Here is a 16,622-nt window from a genome sequence, read left to right as displayed (position 1 = left end):
TGAGTGGCCGATTAGACGTCAGCGACCTTGCGTCCCTTGTACTCAAGGAACAGCGCAGTGCCGGCCGAGTCGGTGACAACCTTTGCCTGGTGCGGCAGGCTGTAGGTGACCTGGCCGTTCTCGACGGTCTTCACCAGGTGGGGGGCGGTCGCCTTCCACTGGGAGCGGCGGGCGCGGGTATTCGAGCGAGACATTTTCCGCTTGGGAACAGCCACGGCTAACTCATTTCTCTCTAGACAAACACGTACAAATCAATTTTGCCGGTCAGGCTTAGCCATATCAGCTAGGGCAGCCCAGCGAGGATCCAGGACCTCGTGGTGGTGCCCCGGCTCGTCTTCCAGGCGAACTCCGCATTCGGAGCAAAGGCCCTGGCAGTCTTCCCGGCACACCGGCTGGAACGGCAGCGCGGTCACCACTGCGTCCCGCAACACCGGTTCAAGATCGATTACATCGTGCTCGACTCGACGTTGCTCTTCATTATCTTCTTCGTCCGAAAGCTCCACGCCTTCATAGAAGAAAAGTTCCTGCACATTGACCTCAAGGTCATACGCAAGGGGATCCAGGCATCGGCCGCACTCACCCGTTACCTCGGTGAGGACAGTACCTGATACCAAAATTCCTTCGTGTACGGCCTCAAGCCTCAGATCCAGCTCGACATCCGAGCCTTCCTGAACGCCAATGAGCGCCACACCAAGGTCACCTGGTGCGGGTACATGTTCCTTCAGCGTCCGCATGCTTCCCGGGCTGCGCCCGAGGTCCTTGACGTCGAACGCCAAGGGCGAACCAGCATCTCTTTTAATGAGAACTCCTGTTGAACATATGACCGACGTACCATCTTAGCCTGAAGAGCCACGGGGACTCAAACCGGCCGGCGCACAGCGCCGAAGTACCGGACAAGCCTACCCTTTCGGCTGCTGGTTGCGCGGAGGCTCGCCCGCGAGCATCCGCCGCTGCACTGACCGGGGCACGTAATCGGACACATTGCCGCCAAGGCCTGCCACCTCCTTGATGAGGGTGGAGGACAGATGAAGGTAGTGAGCTTCGGCCGGCAGGAAGACTGTTTCCACGCCGCTGAGTTGGCGGTTCATAGTGGCCATGGGCAGTTCGTAGTCAAAGTCCGAGGATGACCTCAGGCCTTTGACGATGGCTGAGACCCCGCGCTGCCGGCAGTACTCGGCCAGCAGCCCTTCCCCTACGGGTTCCACCACGATGCCCTTGAGTGAGGCGAGGGTTTCCCGTGCCATTTCCAGTCGCTCGGCCAGGGCGAATTTATACTGCTTGGCCTGGTTGGTGGAAACGGCCACGATGACCTCATCGAAGAGGCCGGCCGCACGTGCAATAACCTCGAGATGGCCGTTGTGGATGGGGTCGAAGGATCCGGGGCAGACAGCGCGTCTCATGCTCCGAACCTACCCCATGGAATGGCCGGGATACCATGACTGGATGCATGCACCACGGGAAGTTTCCGCGCCCACGGCCCCCGCTCCCTGGCAGCGCACGGCCCTCGGAGCGAACCTCCTCTCCCCTGGCGGGGCGCTTGGCGTCACCATCTTCGAGGAAATGACCACCCTTGCTGTCCAGACCGGCGCCATCAACCTCGGCCAGGGGTTTCCGGATGAGGACGGACCGCTGGAAATCAGGGAAGCGGCCAGGTCCGCCATCTCGGCAGGCGCTAACCAGTATGCGCCCGGCAAAGGCATCCCGGAACTGCGGGAAGCAGTGGCGGTCCACCAGCAGCGCTTCTACGGCCTGTCGCCGGATCCCGCCACCGAGGTAGTCATCACTACCGGCGCCACCGAGGCCATTGCCGCCTCGCTCCTGGCGTTCGCCGGGCCCGGCGACGAGGTTCTGACCCTTGAGCCCTTCTACGATTCCTACGGCGCGGTGATCGGCCTGTCCGGCGCAACCCACGTGACCGCCCCTCTGCTGGCCCCGGACTTCATGCCGGACATGGCAGCGCTGGAAGCCGCCTTCAGCCCGCGGACGAAGGTTGTCCTCCTGAACAACCCCCACAATCCAACCGGCGCTGTATTTCCGCGGGAAGTGCTGCAGCGGATCGTCGACCTGGCACGCAGGCACAACAGCATCATCGTCACGGACGAGGTTTACGAACACCTCACGTTCGGCGTCAGCCACTTGCCGGTGGCATCCCTGCCCGGCGCCGCGGACCGCACCATCACCATCTCCTCTGCGGGCAAGACGTTCTCCCTGACAGGATGGAAGATCGGCTGGCTCACGGGCCCGGAAGACCTGGTGGCCGGCGTGCGGACGGTCAAGCAGTTCCTTACGTACAGTTCGGGCACCCCGTTCCAGTCGGCCATAGCCTTGGGGCTGGCCCTGCCGGACTCCTTCTACGAAGGCATCGCGTCATCCTTGCAACTGAAGCGCGACATCCTGAGCGAAGGGCTCCGCGCCGCGGGGTTCGACGTCTTTTCCCCGCAGGGCACCTACTTCGTCAACGTGGACACTGCTCCCCTGGGCATCACCGACTCCGTGGACCTGGCGCGGAGGCTTCCGGCGCTGGTGGGAGTCGCGGCGATCCCCGTGCCCGTGTTCTGCCACGCCGAAGGTGCGCAGCGGACCCGAAGCCTGCTCCGGTTCGCTTTCTGCAAGAAGTCCGGAATCCTCCACGAGGCTGCCGAACGCCTCGCTTCCCTCAGGGGCAGGCTTTGATACCCGCCGGGGGCGGGACCCGGTTCCTGCGGACCACGGGGCAGCACGCGTCCATCGAACCGGATGCTTTCACAGAGGGCAGCTACGTCCTGAGCATCGGCGGGGCCGAACAGTCCCACGTCAACCTTGCCCGGCCGGAGGAGATCTTTTACGAGTACCTCCGCCGGATCGGCCACCTGGTGGACCTGGCAGCACCTGCCGGCCATCCTGTACGCTCGCTGCATCTGGGAGCCGGGGCACTGACTCTGGCCCGGTACATCCAGGCAACCCGGCCGGGATCGGCGCAGTACGCCGTGGAGCTGGAGCGCGAGCTGCTTGACTTTGTCCTGCGCCAGCTCCCCCTGCCCGAGGGCACGGATCTCCACACTGTCATCGGCGACGCCCGGGAAGCACTGGCCCGGCTGGACCCGGAACTCCGGTTCGACGTGGTCATCCTGGATATCTTCTCCGGGCCGGAGGCGCCGGCGCACCTCGCATGCAGCGCGTTCTACCGGGAATTGCGGGACCGGCTCAGCCCCGCCGGTGTGCTGATTGTCAATGTGGGTGACGAACCGGGGCTCACACTGGTCCGGAGCCAGGTGGCGGAGATGCGGGAGGCCATGGCGGATGTGGCTGCCTTTGCTGAAACGGGCATGTTCGAGGGCCGCTATCCCGGAAACATTATCCTTGCGGGCACGCAGGCCCCGTGGCCCAGGGAATGGAGCGCGGAACTGGCTGCCCGTGGACCGCACCCGGCAAAAGTCCTGGCCGGGGTGGATCTGGACCCTTTCGCGGGGTGACCGATGACCGGGGCGATGAACAGGACGGGCGCCGGAAGAGGCTAGGGTTCCGCCGGTTCCTGCCCGTCCGGAATGTCGTCCCCGTCAATGGCGTCAGGCACGTAGGGCTCCGCGTACCAAAGCCTGGTTTCCCCGTATTTCTTCTCTGCGAACCGCGTCAGGGCGTCGGGCCACTGTGGTTCCGGGGAACGGGACGACCGCTCCACCACCACCACGGCGGCAGGCGACAGGTGGCGGGCCAGTTTCTGGAGCGCGGCATTCAGCGCCACTTCCTCAAGCGGGTACGGGGGGTCCATGAAAACTAGGTCCCACTCAGCGGTTTCCGGGGCGCGGTCCAGGAAGGGTTCGACCTTGGAACGGTGCACGGTGACGGCCTTGCGCCCCAGGACGCCGTTGACGAGGTCGGCATTGCGCTGGCACACGGCGCTTGCCTTGCCGTCTGACTCCACGAGGTCGACTGTGCGGGCTCCCCTGCTGCCGCTCTCTACCCCCAGGGAGCCTGAGCCTGCGTATAGGTCCAGGACCCTGGCTCCGGCGATGGCGTTGAAGGCGTCAAGCCGGGAGAAGAGCGCCTCCTTGACCCGGTCCGTGGTGGGCCTGGTCAGGGAACCGGGAACGGCCGTGAGGGGGGAACCGCCGGCGGCCCCCGCAATGATCCGGGTCATTGAACACTCCTGTCTGCGAAGCCAGGCTGTCCGGCGCGCACCATGCTATCCGCGTTCAAGGAACGCCTCCTTTTCCGGATTGAGGTACTTCTCTATCGCCTCGGCAAGCTCCGGGCGGGCCGCCAGGGCGGGGTCTTCGCCCACGATCTGCTGCGCATCTTCACGTGCCCGGGCAATCACATCCCCGTGTTCCAGGACCCGCAGCAGCTTCAGGGTGGAGCGTCCGCCTGACTGCGAGGCACCGAGGATGTCGCCCTCGCGACGCATCTTGAGGTCCTCCTCGGACAGTGCAAACCCGTCAGTTGTTGCGGCCACTGCTTCGAGCCTGCGCCTGCTGGGGTGGCCCGGCTCAAGGGAGGTCACCAGCAGGCAGGTGCCCGGCAGCCCTCCCCGGCCCACGCGGCCGCGGAGCTGATGCAGCTGGGAGATCCCGAACCTGTCGGCATCAAGGATGACCATCAGGGTGGCGTTGTGGACATCCACGCCCACCTCGATCACGGTGGTGGACACCAGCAGCTTGATGCGGTTTGCGGCAAAGTCGTCCATCACCCCGAATTTCAGGTCAGGCTCCTGCCGGCCATGGAGCGGCGCCAGCGGAACGCCGGACAACGACGGCTCCTCCAACAGATGCTCGACGACGGCTGTCACCGATGCGAGCTCCCGCCCGCCGTCGCCTTCCGTGTCCCCCGGCGGAGGCGCCGCCTCCCCGGGACTGAAATCGCCGTCGTCGTCCGTTCCGATCCTGGGGCACACCACGTACACCTGGTGGCCCGCGTCAATCTCTTCCCGGGCCCGCGCCCAGATGCGGCCGGCCCACGCCGGGTTTTCGGCGAGCCCCACCAGGTGGGTGGAGATGGGCGCCCGGCCGGCCGGCAGCTCGTCCAGGACGGACGTTTCCAGGTCGCCGAAAACGGTCATGGCCACCGTGCGCGGTATGGGCGTGGCCGTCATGACGAGCAGGTGCGGGGGCTTCCTGGCCTTGGCCCGGAGCGCGTCACGCTGCTCCACGCCGAAACGGTGCTGTTCATCCACCACGATAAGGCCAAGATCGTAAAACGAAACATTGCCGCTGAGCAGGGCATGCGTGCCGATGACGATCCCCGCCGTCCCGGACGCGGCATCAAGCATCGCCTGGCGGCGTGCCGCCGTGGGCATGGACCCGGTGAGCAGTGAGACCTGGACGGAGGCGCCGTCCGTTCCGCCCAGCAGCCCGTCGCTGGACAGGGCTCCCAGCGTGCGGCGGATTGAATCGAAATGCTGTGCGGCGAGGACTTCCGTGGGTGCCAGCAGGGCTGCCTGGCCCCCGGCATCCACCACCTGCAGCATTGCCCGGAGGGCCACGACGGTCTTGCCGGAGCCCACTTCGCCCTGGAGGAGCCGGTTCATGGGGGTGTCGCGGGCCAGCTCGCGCCCGAGCGTCTCCCCGACGGCGGCCTGCCCGGCCGTGAGGGTGAACGGCAGGTCAGCGTCGAAGCGGGACAGGAGACCGTCCGGGACGGGCCGGCGGGCCGTGGCTTCCTCCGCAGCGAGCTGGGCGCGGCGGCGGGCGAGGGCGGACTGCAGCACCAGGGCTTCCTGGTACCGGAAACGGCGGCGGGCTTGCTGCCAGTCACCGGCTGACTCCGGCTCGTGGATCAGCCGGTACGCCCTGGCGATGGGCAGGAATTTCTCCCGTTCTGCGATCGCGGCAGGGATGGGGTCGGGCAGGGAGTCGAGGTCAGCGGTTTCGAGCAGGGTTGATACGGCCTTCTGGATTTTCCAGCTGGGCAGCTTGGACGTGGCCGGATACACGGGGATGGGCATTGCGGCCATCTTTTCCGGATCGCGGCCGTTGTCGCTGAACATGTCCTCGTCCAGGAGCTGGTAGTCCGGGTTGGTGAGGCCTAGGGATCCCTTGAAGCTGGTGACCTTGCCGGAGAAGAGCGCAAGCCGGCCCTGGAGCAGTTCCGCTTGGGCCTTGTAGCCGTTGAAAAAGCTGATTTTGAGGGTCCCGGGCGCTTTGCCGCGGTACTCGGTGCCACCTACCAGCCGTAGTCCCTGTTTTCCGTCGTCGTCGGACACCACAACGTCCGTGATGGTGCCCCGGCGCGCCTGCATGCGGCGGGTGCTGCTGGACAGGACCCGTGCAATCAGCGTGACTTCCTCGTCCCGCGGGATCTCGCTGATGGGGGTCAGCTCCCCGCGGTTCATGTAGCGGCGCGGGTAATAGTTAAGCAGCCCCTCCACCGTGGTGATGCCCAGGTGTTTCTCAATGACGGCTGCGGAACGCTTGCCAAGCCGGCGTTCCAGCGCCAGGTCCAGTTCAGCGCTCATGCCCGCTGGAGTTCACTGCATCCGCTGCCGGATCGCGCGGCAGGGCAAGTTCGCTGATGCTGATGTTGGCGGGCTCACCGAAGGACCTGATGATCTCGACGGCCGGCTCCCCCTCGGGCACATGGACGTGGACGCGCCATCGGTAGTTGCCCTCGGTGTCAGGCCCGCTGCCCACCTGGCTCATGATGACTGACTCGCCGATCTCGTCCAGCCGCTGCCGGAGAGTGGCTGCGTTGAGCGGGGAAAGGCTGATGGTGCACATGACTTCCACGCCGTCGTCGTCCGGCATGGCGGTGTGGATGTGCGGGTCCGACACGTCGTAGCCGTGCAGCCCGTCAAGGAGCTTGCCCTGGAGTTCCTCCCCCAGGATCGCCGAGCGCAGGCAATCGAGGATCAGCAGCATTCCCACCCCGCCGGCGTCCACCACGTGCGCGGAGGTCAGGGCGGCCAGTTGGTCCTCGGTGTGGATCACGGCTGCGAGGGCAGCTTCGACGGCGGCATCCAGGGCCAATCCCAGGGCATGGTTGCTGTCGTTTCCGTTTTGCCCTGCGTCCACGGCGGCCGCAGCCCTGGCTGCCGCTTCCATGACCGAGAGCATGGTTCCGGGAACGGGGTCGCTGAGGGCTGACCAGGCGCGGATCTGGGCGCGGTTGAGAGCTGCTGCGAGGAGGGTGGACGTCAGGCGGGTGTGGCCTGCGAGTGGTTCAGCGGCGGCAGACAGGAACACCGAGAGGAGTGTTCCGGAGTTTCCCCGGGCCTCCTCCATTGCGGCTTGTCCCGCGGTGGCCAGGACGGCGCCCACGTCCATCTGGGCCGGCTGGTCCCCGCCGGCGGACACGGCCCGGGCGGCTGCCCGCACGGTGACGTAGAGGTTGGTCCCGGTGTCGCCGTCGGCCACCGGAAAAATATTGATGGCATTCAGGCGGTCGCTGTGGTTGCCAAGTGCTGTTTCAGCCTTGCCCAACCACCTCTTCATCGCTTGCGCGTTGGCGGCAACCTTAGTGTGCAAAGTGATCCCATCCCCCGGTGTCCGCGGACCGGCCCGCTATTGTGACGCCCGGGCGCTCGTTGATTCCCAGTGCTTGTATTGAGCCTATCGCAGTGAATCCAGGGGGCAGCGGGGTGCTGGAGGGGAATGTGGCCAGCAGCCCGTGGTCTTCCCCGCCGCCGAGCACCCAGTCCCGGGCATCCGCGTGCAGCAGTTCCGCGGCGGGCAGCAGGATGTCCTTCAGCCGTTCCAGCGGACCCGGATGGAGGTCGACGGCGACACCGCTGGCCGCCGCCAGCCGCAGGCCGTCCCGCAGCATTCCGTCCGAAATGTCCAGCATCGCAGTGGCGCCGGCAGCCCGAGCGGCGGGCCCGGCGGCCAGGGGTGGCTGCGGCCTGCACTGGAGTTCCGCCAGGCCGCGCAGTTCAGGGCCGAGACTGTCCAGTGGAACGCTGGACTCCAGCAGGGCGAGGCCTGCTGCGGCATGGCCGGCGGTGCCTGCGAGGGCAAGGATGTCTCCTGGTTTGGCTCCGGAACGGAGGACGGCCGGACCGCCATCCAGGGTGCCGAGGACTGCGACGGTCACGGAAATTTCCCGCCCGCGGCCCAGGTCGCCGCCCGCTACCGAGCAGTTGGCCGCACCGAGCTCCCTGATCGCGGAGGTGAGGCCGTCGGCCAGGTCCTCAACCCAGCCCACAGGGGTCTCAGGGGGAAGGGTGAGGCTTACCACCAGCGAGGTTGCAGTGGCGCCCATGGCGTTGATGTCGCTGAGGTTTTGCGCCGCTGCTTTCCAGCCGACGTCAAAGCCGGTGGTCTTGTAGCCGCTTGGCCACTGGAGCCTGAAGTCCTGGTCCTGGACCTGCGTATCGATGCTGATGACCGTCCTGCCGTCCGGAGCGGCGATCACGGCAGCGTCATCCCCCGGCCCTAAAAGGGTGGCGGCGCCGTACGTGCCTTCCATGGCCAGTCGCGGGAAGATGCGGGCCAGCAGCTCGCCCTCGGAGAGGGCAGAAACAGCCAGCGCAGGGACGGTCGGGGCGGGGACGGTCAGCTGGTTCGCGTCGGACTGGCCATCGCCGGATTGCACATCGGATTGCGGGCGGGAGGACGAGGGATTTTCAGGCACCCCACTACGCTATCGCGGGGCCCTGACATTGGGGGCAGGCGGTGCCGGGCGTCGGGCAGGGTCCGTTCGCGGCGATAGGCTGGAGGAATGCACCGAGCCCAGCTTTCCCTGCCCGCCCGTGTTGCCAGGCTGGCACTGATTGGGAGCCTCGCGGCCATACCGTTGACGTCGTGCTCGCCCCCCGTGGATGTTCCTGCTGCCGAGGACGCGGCCAACGCGGCGTGCGCTCCCATGATGGTGGCATTGCCGGACGCGATAGGCGACAGCCCGCTCCGGAAGACGAACAGCCAGGCGACGGCAGCCTGGGGAGACCCTTCCCTGGTCATCCTGCGCTGCGGCGTCAACGTCCCGGGCCCCACCACAGACCGCTGCGTGACCGTCAACGGCATCGACTGGGTCATCAAGGAGGGCAACCCCGTCTGGACCCTGACCACCTACGGCCGCGAACCGGCAACCGAGATCCTGATGGATCCGGACAAGATCAGCTCCGCCACAGTCCTGGCAGACCTCGCAGCGGCCGCCGGCAAGGTGCCGGCGGCACGGAACTGCGTAGGCCAGGAAGACCTGCAAAACCTGCCGCCCAGCCAGTAGGCCCATTCCGGCAGGGTGCCGGCGGTGGGCCCACGCCGGCAGGGTTCCCTGGCCGAAGCGAGGTCAGGGGACGGCGGGTGGGGAACGTCAGCGCAGCCCGGTTTTGCGGTTCAGCGCCAGGTAGATCAGTTCATCGATGAGGTCGGCGTAGTCCAGGCCGGAGGCCGCCCACATCTGCGGGTACATGCTCTTGGGCGTGAACCCGGGCATGGTGTTGATCTCGTTGATGATGAGTTCCCCGGCGGGAGTGTAGAAGAAGTCCACGCGGCTGAGTCCTTCGGCACCCACGGCGTCAAACGCTGCCGCTGCCAGCTCGCGGACCCGTGAGATGGCTTCCTCCGGAAGATCGGCCGGGCAGCTGAGGGAGGCGGCGTCGTCCTCCACGTACTTGGCGTTGAAGTCGTAGAACTCGTGTGTGCCGCCGGCCACGGAGATCTCTCCGGGCATGGAGGTCCGTGGAGCGTCGGTGCCCCTGCCTTCAAGGACAGCGCATTCGATTTCCCGGCCAGTAATCCCGGCTTCGATCACAAGTTTTAGGTCATGCTTGCGGGCTTCCTCGATGGCGGCGTCCAGGTCCGCCAGGGAATCAACCTTGGAAATACCCATCGACGATCCGGCGCGGGCTGGTTTGACGAAGACCGGGAAGCCCAGCCGGTCCACCTGCTTCCGGACCAGCTCCGGGTCCTTGCGCCACTGCCGGTCCGTGACCGCCACGTACGGGCCTACCTGCAGCCCGGCGGCCTCGAACACCACTTTCATGTAGTGCTTGTCCATGCCTACCGCGGAGGCCAGGACACCGGCACCCACGTAGCGGGTGTCCGAGAGTTCAAGCAGCCCCTGGATGGTGCCGTCCTCACCGAACGGGCCATGCAGCAGCGGGAACACGACGTCAACGGTGCCGAGCTCCCGGGGCACCTCGTTCGGGGAGGCCACGATCAGCTGGTGTTCGCCCCCGATCTCGGCGAGGGTCACCGTCTGCGGCGAGGGCGCCACCTCAGGCAGGGCCGTTGAGGACAGGGACCATTGGGCGGTGTCGGCACCCGTGAGGACCCACTGCCCGGTCTTGGCGATACCAATCGGAATCACCTCGTACTTGTCCTTGTTGATGGCGCCGAGTACGCCGGCAGCCGTTACGCAACTCACGGCGTGCTCGCTGGAGCGGCCGCCGAAAAGTACCGCCACCCGTGGTTTTGTCCGCGGCGCGGTTTCCCCCGTGGCCAAATTTTCTTGGGACATCGTCAGTAATCGCCTTCAGGTTTCAATTCCCGGGACAGCAGGACAGGCCCCAGTTGGTCAACGGACAGTTTGCCGGCCAGCACGGCAACGACGGCGGCCGTAATGGGCATCTCGACGCCCAGATTGCCTGCCAGCTCATGGACAGCCTGGCCGGACTTAATGCCTTCGGCCGTCTGGGTCATTTTCTGGCCAACTTCCTCGAGCGTAAGGCCCTGGCCCAGCAGACGGCCCGCGGTGTGGTTGCGCGAGAGCGGCGAGGAGCAGGTGGCCACGAGGTCCCCGAGCCCGGCCAGGCCGGCCATTGTCTTGGCCTCACCGCCAAGCGCCAGGGCGAGGCGGGACGTCTCGGCCAGTCCGCGGGTGATGACGGACGCTTTGGTGTTGTCCCCCATCTGTTTGCCTTCGCAGATGCCCACGGCCAGCGCAATGACGTTTTTCACGATTCCGCCGATCTCTACCCCAACAACGTCCGCTGTGGTGTAGGGCCGGAAATAGGGGGCCGTGCAACTCCTGGCGATCCATCCGGCCGCGGCGGAATCAGAGCAGGCAACTACGGATGCGGTTGGTTCTTCACGGGCGATTTCCATGGCCAGGTTGGGCCCGGACACGATTGCGATGCGTTCGGCGGGCAGGCCAAGCTCCTCGCCGATGACCTCGCTCATCCGGGCGTCCGTGCCAAGCTCCAGGCCCTTCATGAGGGAAACCACCATGGCGTCCGGCGCGATCAGGTCCTTCCATTCCCGCAACTGGGGCCGCAACGACTGCGCCGGGACGGCGATCACCACGAGGTCGGCATCCTTGAGAACGGCGGCGACGTCCGTGGACGCCGAGATGCTCTCCGGGAGCGGGACGTCCTTCAGGTACTGGGCATTGACGTGGCTGGTGTTGATCTGGTCCACCACTTCAGCCCGGCGCCCCCACAGCCTGATGGTGCGCGGATCCCCTGCCGCAGCCGCGGCATCGGCGAGGATCTTGGCGAATGTCGTCCCCCAGGAGCCGGCACCGAGGACTGCAACGGAAAGGGCAGAACCCGTTTGCCTTCCCCCAGCGGTCACGGAGCGTCCGTTCCGGTGCCGGGCTGCTGCTGTCCGCGTTCCATGAACCTGCCGTGCTTCGCTTGCTGCTGCTTGGCCGGGTCCCACCGCTCTGCGGGAGGCTGCTCTCCGCGGATCTCCGCCAGGAGGGCGGTGATGGCGTCCATGATGGCATCGGTGGCCGCTGTCAGCGTGGCCTTGTCCAGGGGGCGGCCGCTGAAGGCGCTGAGATCCACGGGCTCACCCACCACTACCCGCGACTTTTTGCGGGGGAACAGGTGGAACCGCTTGCCGTAGCGGGGGAAGACCTCGTGGGCGCCCCAGTGGGCGATCGGGACCACCGGAATGCCGCCTTCGAGGGCGAGCCGCGCGGCTCCGGTGTGGCCCTTCATGGGCCAGAGGTCCGGATCCCTGGTGAGGGTGCCTTCGGGATAAATGATGATGGCCCCACCTTCGGCGACGATCTCCTGGGCGAGCTGGAGGGAACGGTTCGCTCCCGCCGTCGAACGCTCCACAGGGATCTGCTTGGTGGCCCGCAGGACCCAGCCCAGCACCGGAACCTTGAACAGTCCGGACTTGGCGAGGAAATGCGGCAGAACCTTGTGGTTGTAGAGGAGGTGGCCGATGATCAGGGGATCGATCTCGGTGCAGTGGTTGGGCGCCGCGATGAAGCCGCCGGCAGGCAGCTTCTCAGTGCCCTTCCACTCTTTGTCCATCATGAGGTTGAACAGGGGGCGGACTATTCCAGCGACCACCGCAAGGGTGGCGCGGCTCTTGGCCGGTTCCTTCACGTCTGCCCGCTACTTCGTGGTGGTGATGTCGAAGTCGGCACCCAGCCCGGCCAGCTTTTCGGTGAACCGTTCGTAGCCGCGGTTGATGATGTCGATGCCGGTGACGCGTGAGGTTCCCGTCGCCGCCAATGCGGCAATCAGGTGGCTGAAGCCTCCACGGAGGTCGGGGACGTCGATATCGGTGCCCTTGAGCTGGGTGGGTCCGGAGATCACGGCCGAATGCAGGAAGTTGCGCTGGCCGAAGCGGCACGGCACGCTGCCCAGGCATTCACGGTGCACCTGGATGCTGGCGCCCATCCGGATCAGTGCGTCGGTAAAGCCGAAGCGGTTCTCGTAGACCGTCTCGTGGACGATTGAGACACCCTCGGCCTGGGTCAGGGCAACCACCAACGGCTGCTGCCAGTCCGTCATGAAGCCGGGGTGCACGTCCGTTTCCAGGACCAGCGGGTTGAGCTTGCCACCCTTGTGGTAGAACCGGATGCCGTCCTCGCCGATGTCCATCCCGCCGCCCACCTTGCGGTACGTGTTCAGGAATGTCATCATGTCCCGCTGGGAGGCGCCCTCAACAAAGATGTCGCCCTTGGTGACCAGCGCAGCAGAGGCCCACGACGCTGACTCGTTCCGGTCCGAGAGGGCCCGGTGGTTGTAGCCGCCGAGATCGCGGACGCCTTCGATGCGGATGGTCCGGTCCGTCTGGACGCTGATGATGGCGCCCATCTTCTGCAGCACGGCGATGAGGTCGATGATTTCCGGCTCTGTTGCGGCGCCGGAGAGTTCAGTAATGCCCTCTGCGCGGGTGGCACTCAGCAGGACCTGCTCGGTGGCACCGACGGAAGGATAGGGAAGGGAAATCTTTGCGCCGTGCAGGCCCTTGGGCGCTGAGATGTGGATCCCGCCGGGGCGCTTTTCCACCACGGCCCCGAACTGGCGCAGCACGTCCAGGTGGTAGTCGATGGGGCGGTCGCCGATTTTGCAGCCCCCGAGGTCCGGGATGAAGGCTTCACCGATGGCGTGGATCAGCGGCCCGCAGAGCAGGATAGGGATCCGGGAGTCGCCAGCGTGGGCGTCAATGGCAGTGCTGGACGCCGTCTTGGCGGCCTTGGGATCCAGCGTGAGGTCGCCGTTGACGGGGTCCTTGACCACGGTGACGCCATGCAGCTGCAGGAGTGAGGTGACCACCTCCACGTCCTTGATCTCCGGCACGTTCCGCAACACCGAGGGTTCGTTGCCCAGCAACGCGGCCACCATCGCCTTGGGGACAAGATTCTTCGCTCCCCGGACGCTGACGCGGCCTGTAAGCGGGACTCCGCCGCGGATTGTCAGAACACTACTCATATACCGGTTTCCTTACGATCACTCGCCCCCAAATCCTTGCAAAGGCTCCAACCAAGCATAGGAGGTTGCGTTACCGAACCGAAATACGCGGGCGACGGCGGCAGGGCGTGGCGTGCCGCCGTCGCACCTTTTTAAGACAGGCGACTCTGCTTCAGCCCGCGGAGGAAAGGCGCGCCGGCAGGGTTTTGGGCTTGAACGACGGGCGGGTGGCTTCGTAGGCCGTGATGTCGGCCTCATGCTGCAGGGTGAGCCCGATGTCGTCGAGGCCTTCGAGCAGGCGCCAGCGCGTGTAGTCGTCGATTTCGAAGGGCGCAACGATGTTTCCGCACACCACGGTCTTGGACACCAGGTCCACGGTGACGCCGGTCCCCGGGGCATTCTCGAGCTCCTTCCAGATCAGCTCGATGTCGTCCTGGGAGAGTTCGGCGGCAAGCAGGCCCTGCTTGCCGGAATTCCCGCGGAAGATGTCCGCGAACCGGGAGGAAAGCACGGCCTTGAAGCCGTAGTCCTTCAGTGCCCAGACAGCGTGTTCGCGCGACGATCCGGTGCCGAAGTCCGGGCCGGCCACCAGCACGGAGCCGGCATTGAAGGGCTCCTTGTTCAGGATGAAGGACGGGTCCTTGCGCCACGCCGAGAACAGGGCGTCCTCGAAGCCTGTCCGGGTGATCCGCTTGAGGTAGACGGCGGGGATGATCTGGTCCGTGTCCACGTTGCTCTGCCGCAGCGGGACGCCGATTCCGGTGTGGGTGGTGAACTTTTCCATGGCGTGTCCTAGGCTGCGTCGGTGCGGATGGCGGCGGATTCGGGGGCCGGGTCAAGGTCCGAGGGCGAACTCAGGGTGCCCCGGATGGCGGTGGCAGCGGCGACCACCGGGGAGACCAAGTGGGTGCGGCCGCCCTTGCCCTGGCGTCCTTCGAAATTGCGGTTGGAGGTGGAAGCGCAGCGCTCCCCCACCTCCAGCTGGTCCGGGTTCATGCCCAGGCACATGGAGCAGCCGGCAAAGCGCCACTCAGCGCCGAAGTCCTTGAACACGCGGTCCAGGCCCTCAGCCTCGGCTTCGAGCCGTACGCGGGCGGAGCCCGGCACCACCAGCATGCGGACGTTCGGGTCCTTTTGGCGTCCGCGGATGATGTCCGCGGCAGCCCGCAGGTCCTCCATCCGGGAGTTGGTGCAGGAGCCCAGGAAGACGGTGTCCACTCGGATGTCCTTCATCGGGGTGCCGGCCTCCAGTCCCATGTACTGCAGCGCACGCTCGGCGGCGGCCTTGGCATTCTCGTCGCCGAAGTCCTCGGGCGACGGCACGGACTCGGACAGCGAAACGCCCTGGCCCGGGTTGGTGCCCCAGGTGACGAAGGGCTCCAGCGTGTCCGCGTCCAGGTCCACCTGGACGTCGAACACGGCGTCGTCGTCAGTGCGCAGCGTGTTCCAGTACTCGACGGCGGCGTCCCAGTCCGCGCCCTGCGGCGCGTGGGGGCGGCCCTTCATGTAGGCGTAGGTGGTCTCGTCCGGCGCCACCATGCCGGCGCGGGCGCCGGCCTCGATGGACATGTTGCAGATGGTCATCCGGGCATCCATGGACAGGGCGCGGATGGCCGAGCCCCGGTATTCCAGGACGTAGCCCTGGCCGCCGCCGGTGCCGATCTTGGCGATGACGGCGAGGATGATGTCCTTGGCGGTCACGCCGGGACGGAGGGTGCCCTCGACGTTGATGGCCATGGTCTTGAACGGCTTCAGCGACAGCGTCTGGGTGGCCATGACGTGCTCCACCTCGGACGTTCCAATGCCCATGGCCAGCGCGCCGAAGGCGCCGTGCGTGGAGGTGTGGGAGTCGCCGCAGACCACGGTCATGCCCGGCTGGGTCAAGCCCAGCTGCGGGCCCACCACGTGGACGATGCCCTGCTCCGCGTCCCCCAGGCTGTGCAGCCGGACACCGAACTCGGCGCAGTTATTGCGCAGGGTCTGGATCTGGGTGCGGCTGGTGAGGTCCGCGATAGGCTTGTCGATGTCCAGCGTGGGAGTGTTGTGGTCCTCCGTAGCGATGGTGAGGTCCGGGCGGCGCAGCTTGCGTCCGGCCAGCCGCAGGCCTTCGAACGCCTGCGGGGACGTGACCTCGTGGACCAGGTGAAGGTCGATGAAGAGAAGGTCGGGCTGGGCATTGGCACCTTCGCCGTCGCCTTTGCGCACCACATGTGCGTCCCAGACTTTCTCGGCCAATGTCTTTGCCATGGCCATCTCCCTTCACTGCTGTTTGGCTGATGAGATCAACTGAATCAGGACGGCTTGGCACAGCGCCAGCCGAAAGATTTGCATCTCAGATATTGAGACGGCAATATCATTACATGGACAATTCTAGTGGAGTCGGTGTCATTGATAAAGCGGCCCAGGTGCTTGACGCGCTCGAAGCCGGCCCCACCACGCTGGCGCAGCTCGTGGCAGCCACGGGCCTGGCCCGGCCCACTGTCCACCGCCTCGCCCTGGCCCTGGTCCACCACCGCCTGGTCAGCCGCGATATCCAGGGCCGCTTTGTCCTGGGAAGCCGCCTGGTTGAGCTGGCGTCCGCCGCAGGTGAAGACCGTTTGATAGCTTCGGCCGGGCCCGTCCTGATGCAGCTGCGCGACGCCACGGGCGAAAGCGCCCAGATTTTCCGCCGCCAGGGTGACTGGCGCGTGTGCGTGGCGTCGGCCGAGCGCCCCATCGGCCTCCGCGACACCATTCCCGTGGGCACGCAGCTGTCCATGAAGGCAGGCTCGGCCGCCCAGGTGCTGCTTGCATGGGAAGACCACGACCGCCTTCTGGAAGGACTGCAGTCAGCGCGTTTCACGCCAACGGTCCTGGCAGGAGTACGACGGCGGGGCTGGGGCCAGAGCCTCGGCGAACGGGAGCCGGGGGTTGCGTCCGTCTCCGCACCGGTGCGGGGACCGTCCGGCCGGGTTATCGCGGCTGTCTCCATTTCCGGGCCGATCGAGCGCCTCACCCGCCAGCCCGGCCGGCTGCACGCGGAAGTGGTGTGCAACGCCGGACGGCTCCTTACCGAGGCCCTCCGCAAGAACAACGACTGACGCCCCGCAAAGGCAGCCACAACCCGCCCGGC

At 66.3% G+C, this 16,622-nt stretch carries 17 protein-coding genes; 4 read left to right on the top strand and 13 right to left on the bottom strand.

The window, feature by feature from the left end; translation table 11 throughout:
• Window positions 1-11 precede the first annotated feature (11 nt).
• The 3 genes from rpmF to coaD all read right to left on the bottom strand — a co-directional run bounded on the left by rpmF (window position 12) and on the right by coaD (window position 1,400).
• Window positions 12-215, bottom strand: coding sequence for a 50S ribosomal protein L32 (gene rpmF, locus ACIQF4_RS03170; protein ID WP_009356569.1), 204 nt, complete (start codon window positions 213-215; stop codon window positions 12-14).
• 36 nt (window positions 216-251) lie between these two features.
• Window positions 252-776: a DUF177 domain-containing protein gene (locus ACIQF4_RS03165; RefSeq protein WP_082874416.1), complete on the bottom strand. Its 525-nt coding sequence runs from the start codon at window positions 774-776 to the stop codon at window positions 252-254.
• Window positions 777-899: 123 nt separating this feature from the next.
• Window positions 900-1,400 carry a pantetheine-phosphate adenylyltransferase gene (coaD, locus tag ACIQF4_RS03160; protein WP_350002584.1) on the bottom strand — a complete coding sequence of 167 codons (501 nt, stop codon included), beginning with the start codon at window positions 1,398-1,400 and terminating at the stop codon, window positions 900-902.
• Between the two features lie 43 nt (window positions 1,401-1,443).
• Between coaD and ACIQF4_RS03155 the strand changes: the two genes are divergently transcribed.
• Entirely contained in the window at window positions 1,444-2,673 is a 1,230-nt protein-coding gene (locus ACIQF4_RS03155) for an aminotransferase class I/II-fold pyridoxal phosphate-dependent enzyme (protein WP_350002585.1), read from the top strand.
• On the top strand, window positions 2,670-3,452 hold the full coding sequence (locus tag ACIQF4_RS03150; protein ID WP_350002586.1) for a fused MFS/spermidine synthase: 783 nt from the start codon (window positions 2,670-2,672) through the stop codon (window positions 3,450-3,452). Before ACIQF4_RS03155 ends, ACIQF4_RS03150 begins: the two co-directional genes overlap by 4 nt.
• A gap of 41 nt (window positions 3,453-3,493) precedes the next feature.
• Here ACIQF4_RS03150 and rsmD read toward each other — a convergent pair whose 3' ends face one another.
• The 4 genes from rsmD to thiL are packed head-to-tail and all read right to left on the bottom strand — an operon-like array spanning window position 3,494 to window position 8,379.
• The gene (gene rsmD / locus ACIQF4_RS03145; RefSeq protein ID WP_350002587.1) at window positions 3,494-4,117 is read right to left on the bottom strand and encodes a 16S rRNA (guanine(966)-N(2))-methyltransferase RsmD; all 624 of its coding nucleotides are present in this window, start codon (window positions 4,115-4,117) and stop codon (window positions 3,494-3,496) included.
• Between the two features lie 45 nt (window positions 4,118-4,162).
• A complete protein-coding gene (locus ACIQF4_RS03140) occupies window positions 4,163-6,430 on the bottom strand; it encodes an ATP-dependent DNA helicase RecG (RefSeq protein WP_350002588.1) in 2,268 nt (755 codons plus the stop codon).
• The gene (locus ACIQF4_RS03135; RefSeq protein WP_400514324.1) at window positions 6,420-7,406 is read right to left on the bottom strand and encodes a DAK2 domain-containing protein; all 987 of its coding nucleotides are present in this window, start codon (window positions 7,404-7,406) and stop codon (window positions 6,420-6,422) included. The genes ACIQF4_RS03140 and ACIQF4_RS03135 overlap by 11 nt, the downstream gene beginning before the upstream one ends.
• A 22-nt stretch (window positions 7,407-7,428) precedes the next feature.
• The gene (gene thiL / locus ACIQF4_RS03130) at window positions 7,429-8,379 is read right to left on the bottom strand and encodes a thiamine-phosphate kinase (RefSeq protein WP_350002664.1); all 951 of its coding nucleotides are present in this window, start codon (window positions 8,377-8,379) and stop codon (window positions 7,429-7,431) included.
• Window positions 8,380-8,631: 252 nt separating this feature from the next.
• Here thiL and ACIQF4_RS03125 point away from each other — a divergent pair, with 252 nt between their 5' ends.
• Window positions 8,632-9,135, top strand: a complete 504-nt coding sequence (locus ACIQF4_RS03125) for a DUF3515 family protein (RefSeq protein ID WP_350002590.1) — start codon at window positions 8,632-8,634, stop codon at window positions 9,133-9,135.
• Window positions 9,136-9,222: 87 nt separating this feature from the next.
• Here the strand turns inward: ACIQF4_RS03125 and ACIQF4_RS03120 are convergent, their stop codons facing one another.
• From ACIQF4_RS03120 to leuC, 6 genes are all read right to left on the bottom strand, one after another.
• On the bottom strand, window positions 9,223-10,371 hold the full coding sequence (locus ACIQF4_RS03120; RefSeq protein ID WP_350002591.1) for a D-alanine--D-alanine ligase family protein: 1,149 nt from the start codon (window positions 10,369-10,371) through the stop codon (window positions 9,223-9,225).
• A gap of 2 nt (window positions 10,372-10,373) precedes the next feature.
• Window positions 10,374-11,426, bottom strand: coding sequence for an NAD(P)H-dependent glycerol-3-phosphate dehydrogenase (locus ACIQF4_RS03115; RefSeq protein WP_400514321.1), 1,053 nt, complete (start codon window positions 11,424-11,426; stop codon window positions 10,374-10,376).
• Window positions 11,423-12,196, bottom strand: coding sequence for a lysophospholipid acyltransferase family protein (locus tag ACIQF4_RS03110; protein ID WP_350002593.1), 774 nt, complete (start codon window positions 12,194-12,196; stop codon window positions 11,423-11,425). Before ACIQF4_RS03110 ends, ACIQF4_RS03115 begins: the two co-directional genes overlap by 4 nt.
• 9 nt (window positions 12,197-12,205) lie before the next feature.
• Window positions 12,206-13,531, bottom strand: coding sequence for a UDP-N-acetylglucosamine 1-carboxyvinyltransferase (gene murA / locus ACIQF4_RS03105; RefSeq protein WP_188808571.1), 1,326 nt, complete (start codon window positions 13,529-13,531; stop codon window positions 12,206-12,208).
• A 151-nt stretch (window positions 13,532-13,682) separates the two neighbouring features.
• Window positions 13,683-14,294: a 3-isopropylmalate dehydratase small subunit gene (gene leuD, locus ACIQF4_RS03100; RefSeq protein WP_400514319.1), complete on the bottom strand. Its 612-nt coding sequence runs from the start codon at window positions 14,292-14,294 to the stop codon at window positions 13,683-13,685.
• Window positions 14,295-14,302: 8 nt separating this feature from the next.
• Entirely contained in the window at window positions 14,303-15,757 is a 1,455-nt protein-coding gene (gene leuC, locus ACIQF4_RS03095) for a 3-isopropylmalate dehydratase large subunit (protein WP_400514317.1), read from the bottom strand.
• 113 nt (window positions 15,758-15,870) lie between these two features.
• On the opposite strand from leuC, the gene ACIQF4_RS03090 reads away from it, so the two are divergent.
• On the top strand, window positions 15,871-16,590 hold the full coding sequence (locus tag ACIQF4_RS03090) for an IclR family transcriptional regulator (protein ID WP_066276894.1): 720 nt from the start codon (window positions 15,871-15,873) through the stop codon (window positions 16,588-16,590).
• Window positions 16,591-16,622 lie beyond the last annotated feature (32 nt).

This window comes from Pseudarthrobacter sp. NPDC092202 (genome assembly GCF_044755505.1).
Classification (GTDB): domain Bacteria; phylum Actinomycetota; class Actinomycetes; order Actinomycetales; family Micrococcaceae; genus Arthrobacter.
This window is presented reverse-complemented; position numbering and strand designations above follow the sequence as displayed.

What these genes read in the sequence shown, in the direction of transcription:
- murA (WP_188808571.1), bottom strand. Translation starts at nt 13,531, where the DNA reads ATGAGTAGTGTTCTGACAATCCGCGGCGGAGTCCCGCTTACAGGCCGC.
- leuC (WP_400514317.1), bottom strand. Translation starts at nt 15,757, where the DNA reads ATGGCAAAGACATTGGCCGAGAAAGTCTGGGACGCACATGTGGTGCGC.
- ACIQF4_RS03155 (WP_350002585.1), top strand. Translation starts at nt 1,444, where the DNA reads ATGCATGCACCACGGGAAGTTTCCGCGCCCACGGCCCCCGCTCCCTGG.
- ACIQF4_RS03090 (WP_066276894.1), top strand. Translation starts at nt 15,871, where the DNA reads ATGGACAATTCTAGTGGAGTCGGTGTCATTGATAAAGCGGCCCAGGTG.
- ACIQF4_RS03120 (WP_350002591.1), bottom strand. Translation starts at nt 10,371, where the DNA reads ATGTCCCAAGAAAATTTGGCCACGGGGGAAACCGCGCCGCGGACAAAA.
- rsmD (WP_350002587.1), bottom strand. Translation starts at nt 4,117, where the DNA reads ATGACCCGGATCATTGCGGGGGCCGCCGGCGGTTCCCCCCTCACGGCC.
- ACIQF4_RS03140 (WP_350002588.1), bottom strand. Translation starts at nt 6,430, where the DNA reads ATGAGCGCTGAACTGGACCTGGCGCTGGAACGCCGGCTTGGCAAGCGT.
- ACIQF4_RS03125 (WP_350002590.1), top strand. Translation starts at nt 8,632, where the DNA reads ATGCACCGAGCCCAGCTTTCCCTGCCCGCCCGTGTTGCCAGGCTGGCA.
- ACIQF4_RS03135 (WP_400514324.1), bottom strand. Translation starts at nt 7,406, where the DNA reads ATGAAGAGGTGGTTGGGCAAGGCTGAAACAGCACTTGGCAACCACAGC.
- leuD (WP_400514319.1), bottom strand. Translation starts at nt 14,294, where the DNA reads ATGGAAAAGTTCACCACCCACACCGGAATCGGCGTCCCGCTGCGGCAG.
- coaD (WP_350002584.1), bottom strand. Translation starts at nt 1,400, where the DNA reads ATGAGACGCGCTGTCTGCCCCGGATCCTTCGACCCCATCCACAACGGC.
- thiL (WP_350002664.1), bottom strand. Translation starts at nt 8,379, where the DNA reads ATGGAAGGCACGTACGGCGCCGCCACCCTTTTAGGGCCGGGGGATGAC.